Genomic DNA, 15,901 nt, shown 5'->3' with positions numbered 1-15,901 from the left:
GGATAAGAAGGACCAAGAGATCGAACAGCAGATGGAGCTGTTGCAGGATTAACTCGAAAATGGCCCCCTTTTAGGGGGCGTCGTGTAAAGCCACCTCCTCAGGAGGTGGTCTTTTACTTCTGTAACACCCAAACCTGACTTTATCCTCTTGCCAACAGAGTTCACCGAGTCGTGCGGGTGAGAGCCTGCGCTCAAGTTCGAGCATCGCGCAGCGATACGACAACGCGCAGCGTTGCCCGCAGGGTGAGGCCACAGGCCGAATCAATCCTGCACGACCCACCAATTCAGAAAAAAGCGCCTTTTGGCGCTTTTTTCGCATCTGCAGCACTGTAATCTACATTCGTGCTTTCTCGTTTCAACATTGCACCGATCATCATCCCGCTGTTCTCTGAACGGGCTATACGGTCTCGTCAGGCCATTATCCGCTGTGAACTGCACGGCCAGCGTCCGTATTTTTAATTCATTAAACAATGGATGCGCAAATATGAAAATATCAGCGGACTTTTCGCGCAAATTTAGGTATTTTGTTTAGTATATAAAACGAAGGGCGTTGCGGCAGGCGATATTCACGCGGCAGGCGCCCAGCCTAGCATGAGATTGCAGCGATGAGTGAAATGTTTGATGTCAATGCGGCGGTGTATCCCTTCCCGCCTAAACCGGTACCGCTGGACGTAGCCGAAAAAGCCTTTTATCGCGAGAAGATCAAAACCCTGCTCAAGCAGCGCAATGCGGTGATGGTCGCACACTATTATACCGATCCGGAAATCCAGGCGCTGGCGGAAGAAACCGGCGGCTGCGTGGCGGATTCGCTGGAAATGGCGCGCTTCGGCAGCGCCCATCCGGCTTCCACGCTGCTGGTGGCCGGCGTGCGTTTCATGGGGGAAACCGCCAAGATCCTCAGCCCGGAAAAACAGGTGCTGATGCCGACGCTGTTTGCCGAATGTTCGCTGGATCTGGGCTGCCCGGAAGAGGAGTTTCATGCGTTTTGCGACAGCCATCCCGATCGTACCGTGGTGGTCTATGCGAACACCTCGGCGGCGGTCAAAGCGCGCGCTGACTGGGTGGTCACTTCCAGCATCGCCGTCGAGCTGATCGAACACCTGGACAGCCTGGGCGAGAAGATCATCTGGGCGCCGGATCGCCATCTCGGCAGCTACGTGCAGAAGCAGACCGGCGCCGACGTGCTGTGTTGGCAAGGCGCCTGCATTGTCCATGACGAGTTCAAGACTCAGGCGCTGCGGCGCATGAAGGCGCTCTATCCGCAGGCGGCCATTCTGGTGCATCCCGAATCGCCACAGGCGGTGGTTGAATTGGCGGATGCGGTGGGATCGACCAGCCAACTGATTCAGGCGGCGAAAACATTGCCGCATCAACAGCTGATCGTCGCCACCGATCGCGGTATCTTTTACAAGATGCAGCAGGCCTGCCCGGACAAGGAGCTGTTCGAAGCGCCGACCGCCGGAGAAGGGGCGACCTGCCGCAGCTGCGCGCATTGCCCGTGGATGGCGATGAATGGCCTGAAGGCGATTGCCGAAGGGCTGGAGCAGGGGGGCGCGCAGCATGAGATCCACGTGGACGCCGCGCTGCGTGAGAAGGCGCTGGTGCCGCTGAACCGCATGCTGGATTTCGCCGCTCAGCTTAAAATGCAGGTTAAAGGCAACGCTTAACCGTTTAAAAGGATGACCTCATGAGCTTTTTCAGTACCAGCAATATTCTGGTGCACATTCCGCTTGGCGCGGGCGGTTACGATCTGTCGTGGATCGAAGCCATCGGCACGCTGTTCGGGTTGCTGTGCATCTGGTACGCCAGCAAGGAAAAAATCATCAACTACCTGTTCGGCCTGATCAACGTCACGCTGTTCGCGGTGATTTTCTTCCAGATCCAGCTGTACGCCAGCCTGCTGCTGCAGCTGTTTTTCTTCGGCGCCAACATTTACGGTTGGTATGCCTGGAGCCGCCAGACCCAGGATAATCAGGCTGAGCTGCAGATCCGCTGGCTGCCGCTGCCGAAAGCGTTGGCCTGGGCGGCGGTCTGCATCATCGGCATCGGCCTGATGACCTTCAATATCGACCGCGTGTTCGCCTGGTTGACGCAGATCGCGGTGGCGGTGATGCAAGGGCTGGGGCTGAACGTGCAGATGCCTGAGCTGCAGCCGGACGCGTTCCCGTTCTGGGATTCGGCGATGATGGTGCTCTCCATCGTGGCGATGATTCTGATGACGCGCAAGTACGTGGAAAACTGGCTGCTGTGGGTGGTTATCGATGTCATCAGCGTGGCGATCTTCGCCTACCAGGGGGTGTACGCGATGGCGCTGGAGTATGTCATTCTGACGCTGATTGCCCTGAACGGCTCCTGGCTATGGATCAAGAGCGCCGGGCGCAATGGTTCCAACCCGCTCTCTTCCGCACCTTAACAACGCAGAGGGCGCCGTGATGGCGCCCTCTTGGCTTAGTGGCGATGTCCCAGATGGGAGTGGGCTTCGGCATGTGAGTGTTCACTCGGCTCCGGCGCCCGGTTGATACCGCAGTCCGGTGTCTCGCAGTGCCGGTACTCCATCTGAATGGTCACGTGGCCAATCTTGTAGTGTTCCAACAGATAAGCCTGAATGCGTTGCAACAGCCCATCGTGGTCATGCGGCGGGATCACCTGCGCATGCAGCGTCATCAGCTTCTGTTCGCCGATCTGCCAGACGTGCACGTGATGGATGTTGCGCACTTCCGGGATATTCAGGCACAGGTCTTTTTGCAGCTTGGCGATATCGACCTCCTGCGGCGTGCCTTCCAGCAGCTCGTGGAAACTCTCCTTCAGCAGCCGCCAGGCGCTGCGCAGCACCAGACAGGAGACGAGCACCGACAGGATCGGGTCAATCGGCGTCCAGCCGGTGGCAAGAATGACGATGGCGGCGACGATGGCGCCCACCGAGCCGAGTAGATCGCCCAGCACATGCAGCGCGGCGGCGCGCACGTTGATATTTTTCTCTTCGCTGCCGCGATGCAGCAGCCAGAAGGCGAACAGGTTCGCCAGCAGCCCCGCTACGGCGATGATCAGCATCGGGGTACCCATCACCGGCTGCGGCTCGAAGAAACGCCGTATCGCCTCCCACAGGATGAATACCACGATCACCAGCAGCGCCGCGGCGTTGAGGAAGGCCGCCAGGGTGGTCAGGCGCAGGTAGCCGAAGGTGTGGCGCGCGTTGGGCTTGCGCTGAGAGAAATGCACCGCCATCAGCGCCACCAGCAGCGCGGCGGCATCGGTCAGCATGTGGCCGGCGTCGGCCAATAGCGCCAACGAGCCGGACAACAGGCCGCCGACCACCTCGGCCACCATAAAGACGGCGGTGACTAAAAAAGCGGTCAGTAGGCGTTTACTATTACTGTCTTTCGGCAGGTGTACGTGTGGAGTGTCCGACATTATTCATCCTTATGCATAGCCAAAGTGGGGGCGGCGGCGAGCAGAGCGTCCAGCTCCGGCACTATCTGCGCCACTAACGCCTTTAATTTAGTATAAGCGGCGGCGGCAAGCGCGCCCCGACGTGCGGTTTCCACCAGCTGCTGGCACAGCTGCGCGGCTTCCGGCAGTTGCAGCATCAGCAGGCTGCCCTTGATGCGGTGCGCCGCCTGCTCCAGGCGCGGCCAGTCGTTCGCGGCGACGGCGTCCGCGAGCCGCTGCCGGTCTTGCCGCAGCGTATCGCCGAGCGTCTGCGCCAGCCGCTGCAGCATGGCGCGATCGCCACCCGCCATTTCGACCAGCGTTTGCCGCAGGTCAGTAAGGACTGACTTTTCTTCCTGAGCCTGCGGTTGCTGAGCCAACACCTGGCCGATCGCCGCCAGTGAAATCGGTTTGGTCAGGAAGTGGTCGATCGCCACCAGCCCCGGAGGAATGCGGGTAAACTCCTGCACGTCTGCCGAACAGAGCACGATGCGGCAAGGCGGGCGTTGCAGCCGCTGTTCGTCGCGGCGGATCAGCCTGGCCAGCGTCAGGCCGTCCGGGCGCGGCATGTTATAGTCGATAAACAGCAGATCGAACGGTTGCCGGCGTTGGGCCTTCAACAGCGCATAGCCTTGTTCGAAGCGGGCGGGTTGCAGCCCGAAGTGGCGCAGCTGGCGTTCCATCAGCAACAGATTGGTGGGGTGATCGTCGATCAGCGCGGTACGCAAGGCGGAAGACGGCAGAGCAAAGGGGCTTTCCTCCGGGGCGGCAACCGGCGCCGCGCCGCTCAGCTCGACCGGTATCGCGACCTCGACGCGGGTGCCGACGCCCGGCTGCGAGTGCAGCTCGATACGGCCGCCCATCTGTTCGACGATCTCTTTGCAGATCGACAGCCCCAAACCGGTACCCTGCACCGAGATGCGTTGCGCGCCGCGCGCGCGGTAAAACGGTTGGAACAGTTTGTCTATTTCATCGGCGGCGATACCGCAGCCGCTGTCGTTCACCGTCAGATGCAATTCCCCCTGCCGCTCATCCTGCGCGCGCCAGCCGATCTCGACCTGAATGGCGCCGCGCGGCGTAAACTTTATCGCGTTGTTTATCAGGTTGTTAGCTACCTGAAGTAAACGCTCACCATCAATCACTACCGCCTCCGGCAATGCCGGATCCGCCACCACGCTCAGCGTCAACGGCCGCTCGCCGATCAGCGGCCGGTAGAGGGCGTCGATGCGCGCTACCCAGGGGCGCAGCACCACCGGTTTCGGCGCCAGCGTCAGCGAGCCGGTTTCCAACCGCGCGTGATCCTGCAGGTCGTTGAGCAGGTTGAGCAGCGATGAGGCCGAGCTGTATATCACCGGCAGGCCTTCCGGCGCGGGTTGGCGTTTAAGCTCCAGTTCCAGCAGGCCGAGGATGGCGTGCATCGGCGTGCGCAGCTCATGGCTGACGGTGGCGAGGAATTTGCTCTTCATGCGGTTTTCCGCCTCGGCGCGGCGGCGCGCGTGCTCGAGTTCTTCGCGTTCGCGTTTTTCACGGCGCTGCAGCATGAAACGGCGCAGCGTCAGCGCCAGCAGCAGCACGGTGGCGGCGGCCAGCAGCGCCAGCAGCCAGGTGGTCTGCGGCGGCATGCGGTTGTCGTTCACCGCGTCAATCAGGTTGCTGCGATCGACGATCCACTCGTCGCGCAGCGATTGCAGGGTGTCCGCCGGGATCTGCATCAGGTTCTTATCGAGGATCGCCAACAGAAGAGGCTGATCGCGGCGCACGCCGAAGGCCACCGGATAGGGAATGTTGTTGGCGGCGAAGGCCAGCTTGATGGCACCGGAATAGCGTGACAGCGCCAAAAAGTTGGCGGAGATGACGTTATCCACCAGCGCATCCAGCTGGCCGTTGGCCAGCGCGTCGTACATCGACTTGCTGTCGGCGAAGCTGATGGTTTGCTCCTGTTCCGGCACCAGCCCCTGCGCCAAATCGCCCTGCAGCACGCCGATGCGCTTGCCGGCCAAATCGCTCCAGGTGGAAATGCCGTCGGCGTGCTGGCCGACGTAAACCCCCCACAGCGAACGGTGGATCGGCATGCTGGCGCCGTAGCGCGCTTTGACGCCGCGCGCCAGCGGCAGGGCGGCGCGGAAGCTGGCCTGGCCGGACTGCACCAGCAGATCGGCCTGCTCGGCGTTGCGCGCCCACAGCGGCGCGAAACGCAGCCCGGTGTTTTGCGCGATGATGTTGAGAATGTCGATGGCGTAGCCGCGCGGCTGGCCGTCGGAGCCGCGGTAGGCGAACGGGAAGTTGTTCTCGATGGCGGCGTAGTAAACCACGCGGTGGCTCGCCACCCAATTCTTCTCCATCGTCGTCAGATCGGCATTGCCGGTGTCGAGGTAGCTGGGGATCTTCTTGCTCCAGCGGCTCTGCAGGGCGTTCATCAGCTCCATCGGCGCGTCGGCGATGGCGGTGTCCAGCGTGTCTATCAGCCGCGAGTCGTCGGCGGCGAACACGAAGGACAGGTTGCCCAGGTTCTCGTTGCTTTCAATCTGATAGAGCTGGCCGAGCTGCAGCTGATCGATGATAAAGCTGGCGCTGGCCTCGTCGGCGATAAAGTAGTCGCTGCTGCCGTTGAGCAGCGAGTAGACCGCCTGCAGATTGTTGTCGTAGCGCTGGATCTGCGACGCGACCGCCTGCAGAGCGCCGCCGGACTGCATGTCGGTCAGCGCGCCGATCGCGACGCGGGCGTTGGCGGAGTTGAGCATCACCGGCCGATCGTTGCTGCGATCGCGCAATACGCGCAGGTTGCTGACGTAATAGGGCTGAGAGATCGCCAGGCCGTGCAGCGCCTCACTCTGCGGGATGCCGTACAGCAGATCGATCTTGCCGTCGTGCAGCGCCTGCTCCAGCTGCGTCAGATCGGCAAAGCCGTAAATGGCGAAGCGAATGCCGGTCACCTGCTGGATATAGCCGAGGTAGTCGGCATTCAGCCCATACAGATCGTCATCCACGATGATGTTGTACGGGCTGGTGTTCTCACTGACGATGCCGACGCGCAGCGTACGGTCGCGCCAGGGGTTTTTCTCGCCGACGATCAGCATATTCTCGGGGGTATTCAGATTGCTGACCAGCTGATAGCGCACCGGCTCCGCCGCCTGCGCCAGACCGCACCACAGCAGCAGTAGCAGCAGGGCGCGGCGCATCATGGCGCCAGCTCTTTAAACACCGCCACCAGCTCCAGCAGGTTGCCGGCGCCGGTTTTGCGCTGGATGTTCTTCTTGTGGGTGCTGACGGTCTTGTTGCTGATGTGCAGCCGATCGGCGATCTGCAGGTTGGACAGCCCCTGGCTCAACAAGCCCAGCACCTCGAGCTCTTTAGGAGTGAGCAGCCCGCCGTCTGCCGTCGGCGCTTCTTCGGCCAGCGCGGTGGCGGGGAAGTGGGTTTCACCGTCCAGCACCTGCTCGATCGCCTGCAACAACTCTGCCAACGAGCTGCCTTTGTTGACGAAACCGTTGGCGCCGGCGGCATGCGCCATGCGCGCATAGACCTCGGCCTCCTGCGCGGTATAGATCAGGATCGGCTGCTGCGGGTAGCGGCGGCGGATTTTTTTCAACAGCTGCAGCCCGTCGACCTGCGGCAGGCCGATATCCAGGATCACCAGGCCGAAAACGGCCTCGGCCAGCAGGGCCAGCGCCTGGACGTCGTCCTGCGCCGCCTGCAGGCGGTAGGGGCGGGATGATTTCATTAGCGCCGCTTCCAGTGCGACATGAACCACCGGGTGGTCATCAACTAATAACAGAGAGGGCATGTTCAACTCGGGTCGCTTTATATTCCGATCGCTAGCATAGCGAAAAAGGAGGCTCTGCGCTCCCCTGATGAAACAGCACAATCTGCTGTTAATTTGGCGGTTCCAGCGGCGGGGGGCAAAGGTGATTTACAGCGCCATTCCCACAGGCTAGATTGTTGGGATCTACACCGTTACGCACTGCGAAATACCCCTCGATACCGAATGGAAAAGCTATGAATTACCAAAACGACGATTTACGCATTAATGATATTAAGGAACTCCTGCCGCCGGTGGCTTTGCTGGAGAAATTCCCGGCCACTGAACGCGCAGCAAAGACGGTGTCCCAGGCCCGCAGCGCAATTCACAATATCCTCCGCGGCAGCGACGATCGCCTGCTGGTGGTGATTGGCCCTTGCTCTATCCATGATACCCAAGCCGCCAAAGAGTACGCGGGGCGCCTGCTGGCGCTGCGTGAAGAACTGAAGGGCGAGCTGGAAGTGGTGATGCGCGTATACTTCGAAAAACCGCGCACCACCGTGGGCTGGAAAGGCCTGATCAACGATCCGCAGATGGACAACAGCTTCAACATCAACGACGGTCTGCGCCTGGCGCGCAAGCTGCTGGTGGAGATCAACGACAGCGGCCTGCCGGCCGCCGGCGAATTCCTCGACATGATCACGCCGCAGTACCTGGCTGATCTGATGAGCTGGGGCGCCATCGGCGCGCGCACCACGGAATCGCAGGTGCACCGCGAGCTGGCCTCCGGCCTTTCCTGCCCGGTGGGCTTCAAGAACGGCACCGACGGCACCATCAAGGTGGCGATCGACGCCATCAACGCCGCTGGCGCGCCGCACTGCTTCCTGTCGGTGACCAAATGGGGCCACTCGGCGATCGTTAACACCAGCGGCAACGGCGATTGCCACATTATCCTGCGCGGCGGCAAAGAGCCGAACTACAGCGCGGCGCACGTGAAGGACGTCAAAGCCGGCCTGAGCAAAGCCGGGCTGCCGGCGCAGGTGATGATCGACTTCAGCCATGCCAACAGCAGCAAACAGTTCAAAAAGCAGATGGACGTGAGCGCTGACGTTTGCGGGCAGATTAGCGGCGGTGAAAAAGCGATCATCGGCGTGATGATCGAAAGCCACCTGGTGGAAGGCAACCAGAACCTCGAAAGCGGCGAACCGCTGGTTTACGGCAAGAGCGTGACCGACGGCTGCATCGGCTGGCAGGATACCGAAACCGTGCTGCGCGATCTGGCGGCGGCGGTGAAAGCGCGCCGCGGATAATCGTAAAAAATGAAACGGGCTCGGCAGCGGGCCCTTGTTTTATCCTTGTCATTGTACTTCTCTCTCCCGCTAATTTAAGGCTTACACTTAATAGGCCAATGAAATCATTAAGCGGCCACCTTCGCATTATTCCTATTTAATAAAAGAATAATTGTCACTGCTCGCGGCATTGTGCTTATATAAGACGCTTTTTTATTCCGCAAACCCCGCATGACGAATAAGCGGGGAGTGGTATGACCTATTACTTTCAGGACGAAAGAATTATGACAAGCAATACCTCGCAGCCGCTGGGGCTGCACCGGATTAAATTCCATGGGAAAGGTGGCGAGTACTTCGCGATTTGGTTGGTCAACGCATTATTGACCATCGTGACGCTGGGCATCTATTCCGCCTGGGCGACGGTGCGCCGCCGCCGCTATTTTTACGGCAACACGGAATTGGACGGCGATCGTTTCGATTACCATGCGCAACCGCTGCAAATTCTGAAAGGGCGGCTGTTGGTGATCGGCGGCCTCATCGTATTTTATATCCTGTTGGCGGTAACGCCACTGCTGGGGCTGCTGGCTTTACTGGTGTTGCTTGCCCTGCTGCCGTGGATCGTTATCCGCAGCTGGCGCTACAATGCGATTATGTCGAGCTATCGCGGCGTGCGTTTTAATTATGTTTGCCGCACCGGGCGCGCTTATTGGGCGTTACTGTTCTGCCCGCTATTGCTGATTATCGGGCTTTATGTCGCCTTAATCATTTTGCTCAGCATTGGCAGCGGTTTTGACAGCATCAACGCCATCGGCCTGATGTTGGTGTTGACGCTGCTGTTGGCCGTGCCGGCATTCGCCGCCGTCAACGGTATTATTAGCGCGCTGCAGCACGATCTGTACGTTAATAACCTGTTTTTCGGGAATACGCCGTTTATTGCCGAGCTGAAAAAGTCGGCCTTTATCAAATTTTCCTTGATCGGCCTGCTCATTTTCCTGCCGTTTATGTTGGCGGCGCTGGTGTGTATGGGGTCGTTCATTCTGTCGCTGTACCAAATGGTATTGATGGGCATGCTGACGGATGAAACCGCCGATTTGCTGGTGCTGGAAAATATTGGCAGCCTGCTGCTGATGATGGTGGTGCTGCTGATTGGCGCCTTGATCGCCGGCAGCTATCAGGTCGTCGCCCAACGCAACTATCTGTTTAACCAGGCGACGCTGAACGGCAACGTTAAACTGCACTCTTCCATGCAAACGCTGCCGTATATGGGGCTGTTGATCACCAATACCCTGATCACCCTGTTCTCGCTCGGTTTCGCCGTGCCGGTGGCGGAAGTGCGCCACGCCCGTTATCTGGCGGAGTGCACGGCGGTTGAAGGCGATCTGGCGTTGCTGGACATCGCGGCGCATCAGGAAACCGCCAACAGCGCGGTGGCCGAAGAAGCGGTGCAGGCGCTGGATCTGGGCGGCAGCTTCTGAGGCGCCGATGATCCTCGAGGGCGCCTATCAGTTGCCGGGGCGGGCCGCACGTGAGGCGGCTCGCCTGCTGGTGAACGAAAGCGGCGAGGGTGTGACGCTGCAGCGGCAGGATGAGCAACGTTACATCCCCTTGGCGGACATCACCGTCTCTGCGGCGCTGGGCAATATTCCGCTGACGCTGACCTTTAAGGACGGCGCGCGCTTTGTGCCGGATGACGATGCGGCCTTCCGCCGCTGGTTCTATCAGCGCCGTTCGCCGGGCTGGGTGCATCGCCTGGAGCGCCACAAACGCGGCGTCGCCGTGGCGCTGCTGATGACGTTGCTGGCGGTCGTGGCCTACGTTAACGTCGTGCTGCCGTGGGCGAGCAGCGAGATCGCCATGCGCATCCCTACCTCGGTGGAACAGACGCTGGGCGAACATACGCAGACGTTTTTGAGCCAAAGCGGCTTTGAACCCTCCGCATTGCCGGCCGAGCGGCAGCAGGCGTTGCAGCAGCTGTTCCGGCAGGTGATGCCGGCCGAGATGCGTCAGGAGCGTACGCCGCTGTCGTTGAAGCTGATGGCGGCGCCCGGTGCGCCGAACGCCTTTATGTTGCCGGACGGCACGCTGGTGCTCAGCGATGGGCTGGTCGCCCTGTCGAAAAACGACGATGCTCTGGCGGCGGTGATGCTGCATGAGATGGGGCATCACGCTTATCGCCATCCGATGCGCATGCTGGTGCGTTCGTCACTGGTGGCGTTGACGCTGATGTGGATGACCGGCGACGTCAGCGGCATCGGCGACACGCTGCTGCAGTCTGCGTCCTTCGTGAATGAGATGCAGTTTTCCCGCGGCATGGAGCGCGAGGCGGATGCGTTCGCGATAGCGGAAATGCAGCGCCAGGGGCGTTCGCTGGCGCAAATGGCGGCGATCTACCGCGCGTTGGCGCAGGCGCCTGAGCGCGAAACGGCCGACGGCTGGGCGCTGCCGGCCTGGCTCAGCACCCATCCGGCGATGCAGGAACGGCTGGACGCGGTGAATGAGGCGATGGCGCAGCAGTAATAAAAAAGCCCCCGGTTTTCACCGGGGGCTTTTTCGTTAACGGGCGAAATTACTTCGCTTTACCCTGGTTTGCCACGGCGGCCGCTTTTGCAGCGATCTCGTCGGCGTTACCCAGGTAGTAACGTTTGATTGGCTTGAAGTTCTCGTCGAACTCATACACCAACGGCACGCCGGTTGGGATGTTCAGCTCGAGGATTTCGTCTTCGCTCAGGTTATCCAGGTATTTCACCAGCGCGCGCAGCGAGTTGCCGTGCGCCGCAACGATCACGCGCTCGCCGCTCTTGATGCGTGGCAGGATCTCTTCGTCCCAGTAAGGAATAACGCGATCGATGGTCAGCGCCAGGCTTTCGGTCAGCGGCAGCTCTTGCTCGGTCAGCGAAGCGTAGCGCGGATCGTGGCCAGGGTAACGTTCGTCTTCTTTGGTCAGCTCAGGTGGGGTCACCGCGAAGCCGCGACGCCATTGTTTCACCTGCTCGTCGCCGTATTTTTCAGCGGTTTCCGCTTTGTTCAGACCCTGCAGCGCGCCGTAGTGACGTTCGTTCAGCTTCCAGGATTTTTCGGTCGGCAACCAGGCCTGATCCAGCTCGTCGAGGATGTTCCACAGGGTGTGGATCGCGCGCTTCAGTACGGAGGTGTAAGCGAAGTCGAAAGTGAAACCTTCCTCTTTCAACAGCTTGCCTGCTGCTTTCGCTTCGGTGCGGCCCTTGTCGGACAGATCAACATCGTACCAACCGGTGAAGCGGTTTTCTTGGTTCCACTGGCTTTCGCCGTGACGCACCAGAACCAGCTTAGTTACAGCCATAGCTTAACTCCTTAATAATCTGACATTTCAATGATAACGAAAATCATTATATTGCCGCGGGCCGGGGCTCGGCAATCGATAGTGTCTAACCATAGCCAATTTCTTGCCGCAAAGTAAGGGCTGGCGAAAGGAAAAAGCTGAATCGTTCAGGCTGGCGCTGCGAGGGGGGAAACGGCGCGCCAAAATCGCTTCGGGCGCGCCGTGGCGTGGGGAAAATCAGGCCGATTTTTTCAGGCAGTTGCTCATGAAGGTTTTACGCGCGTCGCCCTTCAGATCCTTGGTCTTGGCGTCGGCGTTGCAGTTCTTCATTTTCTGCTGCTGCGGCGTCAGGGTTTTGCCCGTCGCGGCGGAGCCTTCGGATTTCAGACAGGTGCTCATGAAGGTGGAACGATCGGCGCCTTTCAGCGATTTGGTGGATGCCTGCTGGTTGCAGTCGGTCATGCGTTTCTGTTGAGCCGCCTGCGCCGGCGAAGGCGTTTTCGTCGCCGTCGTCGCGTCGGCCGCCATCAGATTGGTGCTCAGCATTAAGCCCGCCAGCAATGGAAGTGCAGTAATCAGACGCATAGGTGTTCCTTCAGCTATTGATTGGCCGCCATCGGCCGAAAAAGGTGACGTTGCACAAGGCGTTGTGCTTATCACGGTAGCCTGAGTGTAGTGCGCGCTTTGGAATAAGGGAAGGCGGGCGCCGGTGGGGGGATAGCGCTAAAAGGTAAGCATTTATAACAAATTGCCCCCGGCCGCACGGCGAGGGGCGTGGCGGGTCAGATAGGATAAAACTGATAATGCGTGGCGCTGCGATAGCGGCTCCCCGGCTGCAGCCAGCAGTCCGGCTGCGGCCACTCGGGATGGTGCGGGCTGTCCGGCAAAAACTCGCTCTCCAGCGCCACGCCGGCATGGTCGGCGTAGCTGCCGCCATCGCGCGCCGGCGTGCCGGCCAGGTAATTGCCGCTGTAGAGTTGCAGCGCCGGCGCGTCGGTGAACACGCTCATTTGCACTTGCCCGTCGGCGGACCACAAATGGGCCGCCGGGCTCTCCAGCGCTCCACAGGTACGATGCAGCAGGAATGCGTGATCGTAGCCTTTTACCCGCTGCTGGTCGCTGTCGCGCAGGAAATCCTGCAGCAGCGTTTTCGGCTGGCGAAAATCCATGCCGCTGCCGGCCACCGGCGTCAGGTCGGCGCAGGGAATGCCCTCGGCGTCGACGGGCAGATAGCGATCGGCGAACAGCTGCAGCCGCTGGGCGCGGGCGTCGGTGCTGGCGCCGTCCAGGTTGAAATAGGCGTGGTTGGTCAGGTTGACCGGGCAGGGGCGATCGACCTGCGCCAGATAGCTGATTTCCAGACGATTGTCATGAGTCAGGCGGTAACAAACCTGCACGTCGAGATTGCCGGGAAAGCCCTGATCGCCCTCCGCCGAGTGCAGCGCATAGCAGACCTGTTGCGCATTATGCTGTACCCGGCGCCAGCGGCGGGCATGAAAACCGTCGGGGCCGCCGTGCAGCTGGTGGGCGCCCTGATTGGCGGCCAGCGCATGGGGTTTCCCGTCGATGAGCAGACTGGCGTTGGCGATGCGGTTGGCGTAACGGCCGACGGTGGCGCCCAGATAGGCGTCTTGAAGCGGGTAGTCCGCCGGGCTACGGCAGCCAAGCAGCAACTCGCGCCTTTCGCCGGATTTGAGCGGCAAGACGGCGGACAGCCAGGTGGCGCCGAAATCCATCAGCGTCACCGTCATGCCGCCGGCGTTTTGCAGCTGCGTCAGCTGATAAGGTTGCCCATCGGGGGCGACTGCCGAGGTTGCGGTCAGCATAGGCCGGCGCCTTGCGAAGCCTGGCAGACATAGAACGTTTCCTGCAATCCGCCGGTTTGCCGCGGATACTCGTGCGCCACGGCGGCACGCACCGTCTCCACGAGATCCTGCGGCATCAGCGCGACGACACAGCCGCCAAAGCCGCCGCCGGTCATGCGCACGCCGCCGCGCGGGCCGATCGCCGCTTTGACGATTTCGACCAGCTTATCGATCGGCGGCACGGTGATTTCAAAGTCGTCGCGCATCGAGGCGTGGGACTCCGCCATCAGCCGGCCCATGCGTTGCAGATCGCCGGCCGCCAGCGCGTCGGCCGCCGCCAGCGTGCGGGCGTTCTCGCTGATCACATGGCGCGCGCGTTTGGCCACTAACGGATCGAGCTGGTGTTGACGCGTCTCAAACTGTTCGGGGCTGACGTCGCGCAGCGCCTTGACGCCGAAGAACCGCGCCGCTTCCTCGCACTGTTTGCGGCGGGTGTTGTATTCGCTATCCACCAGCCCGCGTTGCACATTGGAGTTGACGATCACCACCGCGACGTTGTCCGGCATCGGCACCGCACGGGTCTCCAGCGATCGGCAGTCGATCAGCAGCGCGCTGTCGCGCCGGCCGAGCGCGGAGATCAACTGGTCCATGATGCCGCAGTTGCAGCCGACGAACTGGTTCTCCGCTTCCTGGCCGTTCAGCGCCAGCGCTACGCCGTCCAGCGGCAGCTGATAGAGCGCCTGCAGCGCCTGGCCCACCGCCACTTCCAGCGCGGCGGAGGAGCTGAGCCCCGCGCCCTGCGGCACATTGCCGGCGATCACCAGATCCGCGCCGCCGAAGTCGGCGTTGCGGCGCTGAAGGTGCTTCACCACGCCGCGCACATAGTCCGACCAGCGCTGATCGGGGTGGCTGACGATCGGATCGTCGAGCGAGAATTGATCCTGCTGATGCTGATAATCGGCGGCCAGCACGCGGATCTGGCGGTCGTCGCGCTTGGCGCAGGCGATGACGGTTTGGTAATCGATAGCGCAGGGCAGCACGAAGCCGTCGTTGTAATCGGTATGTTCGCCGATCAGGTTCACCCGCCCCGGCGCCTGGATGGTCAACGCCGGCGCGTAGCCAAAGTGTTCGGTAAACAGAGAATGGGTAAGCGGTTTCAGGCTCATGCTTGGGCTCCGGCTTCACGGTAATGAATATCGCTGACGGCGCGCAGACGCTCTGCGGCCTGTTCGGCGGTCAGATCGCGCTGGGCTTCCGCCAGCATCTCGTAACCGACCATAAATTTGCGCACGCTGGCTGAACGCAGCAGCGGCGGATAGAAATGGGCGTGCAGCTGCCAGTGTCGGTTGTCGGCGCCGTTGAACGGCGCGCCGTGCCATCCCATCGAATAGGGGAAGGAGCACTGGAACAGGTTGTCGTAGCGGCTGGTCAGTTTCTTCAGCGCCAGCGCCAGATCCTGGCTTTGCGCCGCGCTGAGATCGGTAATGCGCTGCACCGCCGCTTTCGGCAGCAGCAGCGTTTCAAACGGCCAGGCGGCCCAGTAGGGCACCACCGCCAGCCAGTGTTCGGTGTTTACCACGATGCGTTCGCCGGCGGCCAGCTCGCGCTGCGCATAGTCCAGCAGCAGCGGGGAGGCGTGTTCCCGAAAATACGCGTGCTGCAGGCGATCTTCGCGTTCGGCCTCGTTCGGCAGAAAACTGTTGGCCCAGACCTGCCCGTGCGGGTGCGGGTTGGAGCAGCCCATTGCCGCGCCTTTGTTTTCGAACAGCTGTACCCAGGGATAGTGCTTGCCCAGCTCATCGGTTTGCGCCTGCCAGGCGGCGATCACCTGCTCCAGCGCCGGCAGCGTCAGTTCGGGCAGGGTCTTGCTGTGATCGGGAGAGAAGCAGATCACCCGGCTGACGCCGCGCGCGCTCTGGCTGCGCATCAGCGGATCCTGGCTGTCGGGCGCCGGCGGCGTATCGCTCAGCAGCGCGGCGAAATCATTGGTGAAGACGTAGGTGCCGCGATAATCCGGATTGCGATCGCCGGTGATGCGCGCGTTGCCCGGGCACAGGAAACAGTCGGGATCGTGCGCCGGCAGCGTTTCCGTCGGGACGGCCTCCTGCTGGCCCTGCCAGGGGCGTTTGGCGCGGTGCGGTGAGACCAGCACCCACTGGCCGCTCAGCGGGTTATAGCGGCGGTGCGGATGATCGATAGGGTTAAATTCTGTCATACGGTTCCTTTCTTGGCGTCGACGAGGGTGTAATCGCTTCCAATTACCGTCTTAATACGCCCGTTGCTGAACAGGGAGAGGTCATTGCACAAAAAGATAGCACGCCCGCGGCGCTAAAAAGGTGAT

13 protein-coding genes and 1 other RNA gene are annotated in these 15,901 nt (G+C 61.1%); 6 read left to right on the top strand and 8 right to left on the bottom strand.

What is annotated here, in order from left to right:
* Window positions 1-157: 157 nt before the first annotated feature.
* The 3 genes from ACJ8HB_RS24445 to pnuC all read left to right on the top strand — a co-directional run bounded on the left by ACJ8HB_RS24445 (window position 158) and on the right by pnuC (window position 2,413).
* A non-coding RNA gene (locus ACJ8HB_RS24445) (RtT sRNA) lies at window positions 158-282 on the top strand.
* Between the two features lie 323 nt (window positions 283-605).
* Window positions 606-1,667, top strand: coding sequence for a quinolinate synthase NadA (gene nadA / locus ACJ8HB_RS24440; RefSeq protein ID WP_015376982.1), 1,062 nt, complete (start codon window positions 606-608; stop codon window positions 1,665-1,667).
* Window positions 1,668-1,687: 20 nt separating this feature from the next.
* A complete protein-coding gene (gene pnuC / locus ACJ8HB_RS24435; protein WP_047568862.1) occupies window positions 1,688-2,413 on the top strand; it encodes a nicotinamide riboside transporter PnuC in 726 nt (241 codons plus the stop codon).
* Window positions 2,414-2,448: 35 nt separating this feature from the next.
* Here the strand turns inward: pnuC and zitB are convergent, their stop codons facing one another.
* Genes zitB through ACJ8HB_RS24420 form a run of 3 tightly spaced genes read right to left on the bottom strand, consistent with a single transcriptional unit; the run spans window position 2,449 to window position 7,213 of the window.
* The gene (zitB, locus tag ACJ8HB_RS24430) at window positions 2,449-3,411 is read right to left on the bottom strand and encodes a CDF family zinc transporter ZitB (RefSeq protein WP_033637476.1); all 963 of its coding nucleotides are present in this window, start codon (window positions 3,409-3,411) and stop codon (window positions 2,449-2,451) included.
* On the bottom strand, window positions 3,411-6,611 hold the full coding sequence (locus ACJ8HB_RS24425) for an ATP-binding protein (protein WP_094860206.1): 3,201 nt from the start codon (window positions 6,609-6,611) through the stop codon (window positions 3,411-3,413). The genes zitB and ACJ8HB_RS24425 overlap by 1 nt, the downstream gene beginning before the upstream one ends.
* Entirely contained in the window at window positions 6,608-7,213 is a 606-nt protein-coding gene (locus tag ACJ8HB_RS24420; protein ID WP_047568859.1) for a response regulator, read from the bottom strand. The genes ACJ8HB_RS24425 and ACJ8HB_RS24420 overlap by 4 nt, the downstream gene beginning before the upstream one ends.
* Before the next feature lie 212 nt (window positions 7,214-7,425).
* On the opposite strand from ACJ8HB_RS24420, the gene aroG reads away from it, so the two are divergent.
* From aroG to ACJ8HB_RS24405, 3 genes are all read left to right on the top strand, one after another.
* Window positions 7,426-8,478 (top strand): 3-deoxy-7-phosphoheptulonate synthase AroG, encoded by a 1,053-nt coding sequence (gene aroG, locus ACJ8HB_RS24415; RefSeq protein ID WP_047568857.1) that lies wholly within the window; start codon window positions 7,426-7,428, stop codon window positions 8,476-8,478.
* Window positions 8,479-8,741: 263 nt separating this feature from the next.
* Entirely contained in the window at window positions 8,742-9,932 is a 1,191-nt protein-coding gene (locus tag ACJ8HB_RS24410; RefSeq protein ID WP_047571676.1) for a YjgN family protein, read from the top strand.
* A 7-nt stretch (window positions 9,933-9,939) separates the two neighbouring features.
* Window positions 9,940-10,974, top strand: a complete 1,035-nt coding sequence (locus ACJ8HB_RS24405) for a M48 family metallopeptidase (RefSeq protein ID WP_033647148.1) — start codon at window positions 9,940-9,942, stop codon at window positions 10,972-10,974.
* A gap of 49 nt (window positions 10,975-11,023) precedes the next feature.
* Here the strand turns inward: ACJ8HB_RS24405 and gpmA are convergent, their stop codons facing one another.
* The 5 genes from gpmA to galT all read right to left on the bottom strand — a co-directional run bounded on the left by gpmA (window position 11,024) and on the right by galT (window position 15,775).
* Window positions 11,024-11,776, bottom strand: a complete 753-nt coding sequence (gpmA, locus tag ACJ8HB_RS24400) for a 2,3-diphosphoglycerate-dependent phosphoglycerate mutase (protein ID WP_033647147.1) — start codon at window positions 11,774-11,776, stop codon at window positions 11,024-11,026.
* A gap of 216 nt (window positions 11,777-11,992) precedes the next feature.
* Window positions 11,993-12,340, bottom strand: coding sequence for a PsiF family protein (locus ACJ8HB_RS24395; protein WP_033637480.1), 348 nt, complete (start codon window positions 12,338-12,340; stop codon window positions 11,993-11,995).
* A 197-nt stretch (window positions 12,341-12,537) separates the two neighbouring features.
* Window positions 12,538-13,581: a galactose-1-epimerase gene (gene galM, locus ACJ8HB_RS24390; RefSeq protein WP_047568853.1), complete on the bottom strand. Its 1,044-nt coding sequence runs from the start codon at window positions 13,579-13,581 to the stop codon at window positions 12,538-12,540.
* Window positions 13,575-14,726 (bottom strand): galactokinase, encoded by a 1,152-nt coding sequence (gene galK, locus ACJ8HB_RS24385; protein WP_047568850.1) that lies wholly within the window; start codon window positions 14,724-14,726, stop codon window positions 13,575-13,577. Before galK ends, galM begins: the two co-directional genes overlap by 7 nt.
* Window positions 14,723-15,775 carry a galactose-1-phosphate uridylyltransferase gene (galT, locus tag ACJ8HB_RS24380; protein ID WP_041033923.1) on the bottom strand — a complete coding sequence of 351 codons (1,053 nt, stop codon included), beginning with the start codon at window positions 15,773-15,775 and terminating at the stop codon, window positions 14,723-14,725. Before galT ends, galK begins: the two co-directional genes overlap by 4 nt.
* Between the last annotated feature and the right edge of the window lie 126 nt (window positions 15,776-15,901).

The sequence above is a fragment of the Serratia sp. CY27727 genome (assembly GCF_052169275.1).
Taxonomy (GTDB): domain Bacteria; phylum Pseudomonadota; class Gammaproteobacteria; order Enterobacterales; family Enterobacteriaceae; genus Serratia; species Serratia sarumanii.
Note: the sequence above shows the minus strand (reverse complement) of the source record. Positions and strands in the feature narration are given on the sequence as shown.

Bases quoted from the DNA above. Each gene is read 5' to 3' on its own strand.
- nadA (WP_015376982.1), top strand. From the start codon at position 606: ATGAGTGAAATGTTTGATGTCAATGCGGCGGTGTATCCCTTCCCGCCT.
- pnuC (WP_047568862.1), top strand. From the start codon at position 1,688: ATGAGCTTTTTCAGTACCAGCAATATTCTGGTGCACATTCCGCTTGGC.
- zitB (WP_033637476.1), bottom strand. From the start codon at position 3,411: ATGTCGGACACTCCACACGTACACCTGCCGAAAGACAGTAATAGTAAA.
- ACJ8HB_RS24425 (WP_094860206.1), bottom strand. From the start codon at position 6,611: ATGATGCGCCGCGCCCTGCTGCTACTGCTGCTGTGGTGCGGTCTGGCG.
- ACJ8HB_RS24420 (WP_047568859.1), bottom strand. From the start codon at position 7,213: ATGCCCTCTCTGTTATTAGTTGATGACCACCCGGTGGTTCATGTCGCA.
- aroG (WP_047568857.1), top strand. From the start codon at position 7,426: ATGAATTACCAAAACGACGATTTACGCATTAATGATATTAAGGAACTC.
- ACJ8HB_RS24410 (WP_047571676.1), top strand. From the start codon at position 8,742: ATGACAAGCAATACCTCGCAGCCGCTGGGGCTGCACCGGATTAAATTC.
- ACJ8HB_RS24405 (WP_033647148.1), top strand. From the start codon at position 9,940: ATGATCCTCGAGGGCGCCTATCAGTTGCCGGGGCGGGCCGCACGTGAG.
- gpmA (WP_033647147.1), bottom strand. From the start codon at position 11,776: ATGGCTGTAACTAAGCTGGTTCTGGTGCGTCACGGCGAAAGCCAGTGG.
- ACJ8HB_RS24395 (WP_033637480.1), bottom strand. From the start codon at position 12,340: ATGCGTCTGATTACTGCACTTCCATTGCTGGCGGGCTTAATGCTGAGC.
- galM (WP_047568853.1), bottom strand. From the start codon at position 13,581: ATGCTGACCGCAACCTCGGCAGTCGCCCCCGATGGGCAACCTTATCAG.
- galK (WP_047568850.1), bottom strand. From the start codon at position 14,726: ATGAGCCTGAAACCGCTTACCCATTCTCTGTTTACCGAACACTTTGGC.
- galT (WP_041033923.1), bottom strand. From the start codon at position 15,775: ATGACAGAATTTAACCCTATCGATCATCCGCACCGCCGCTATAACCCG.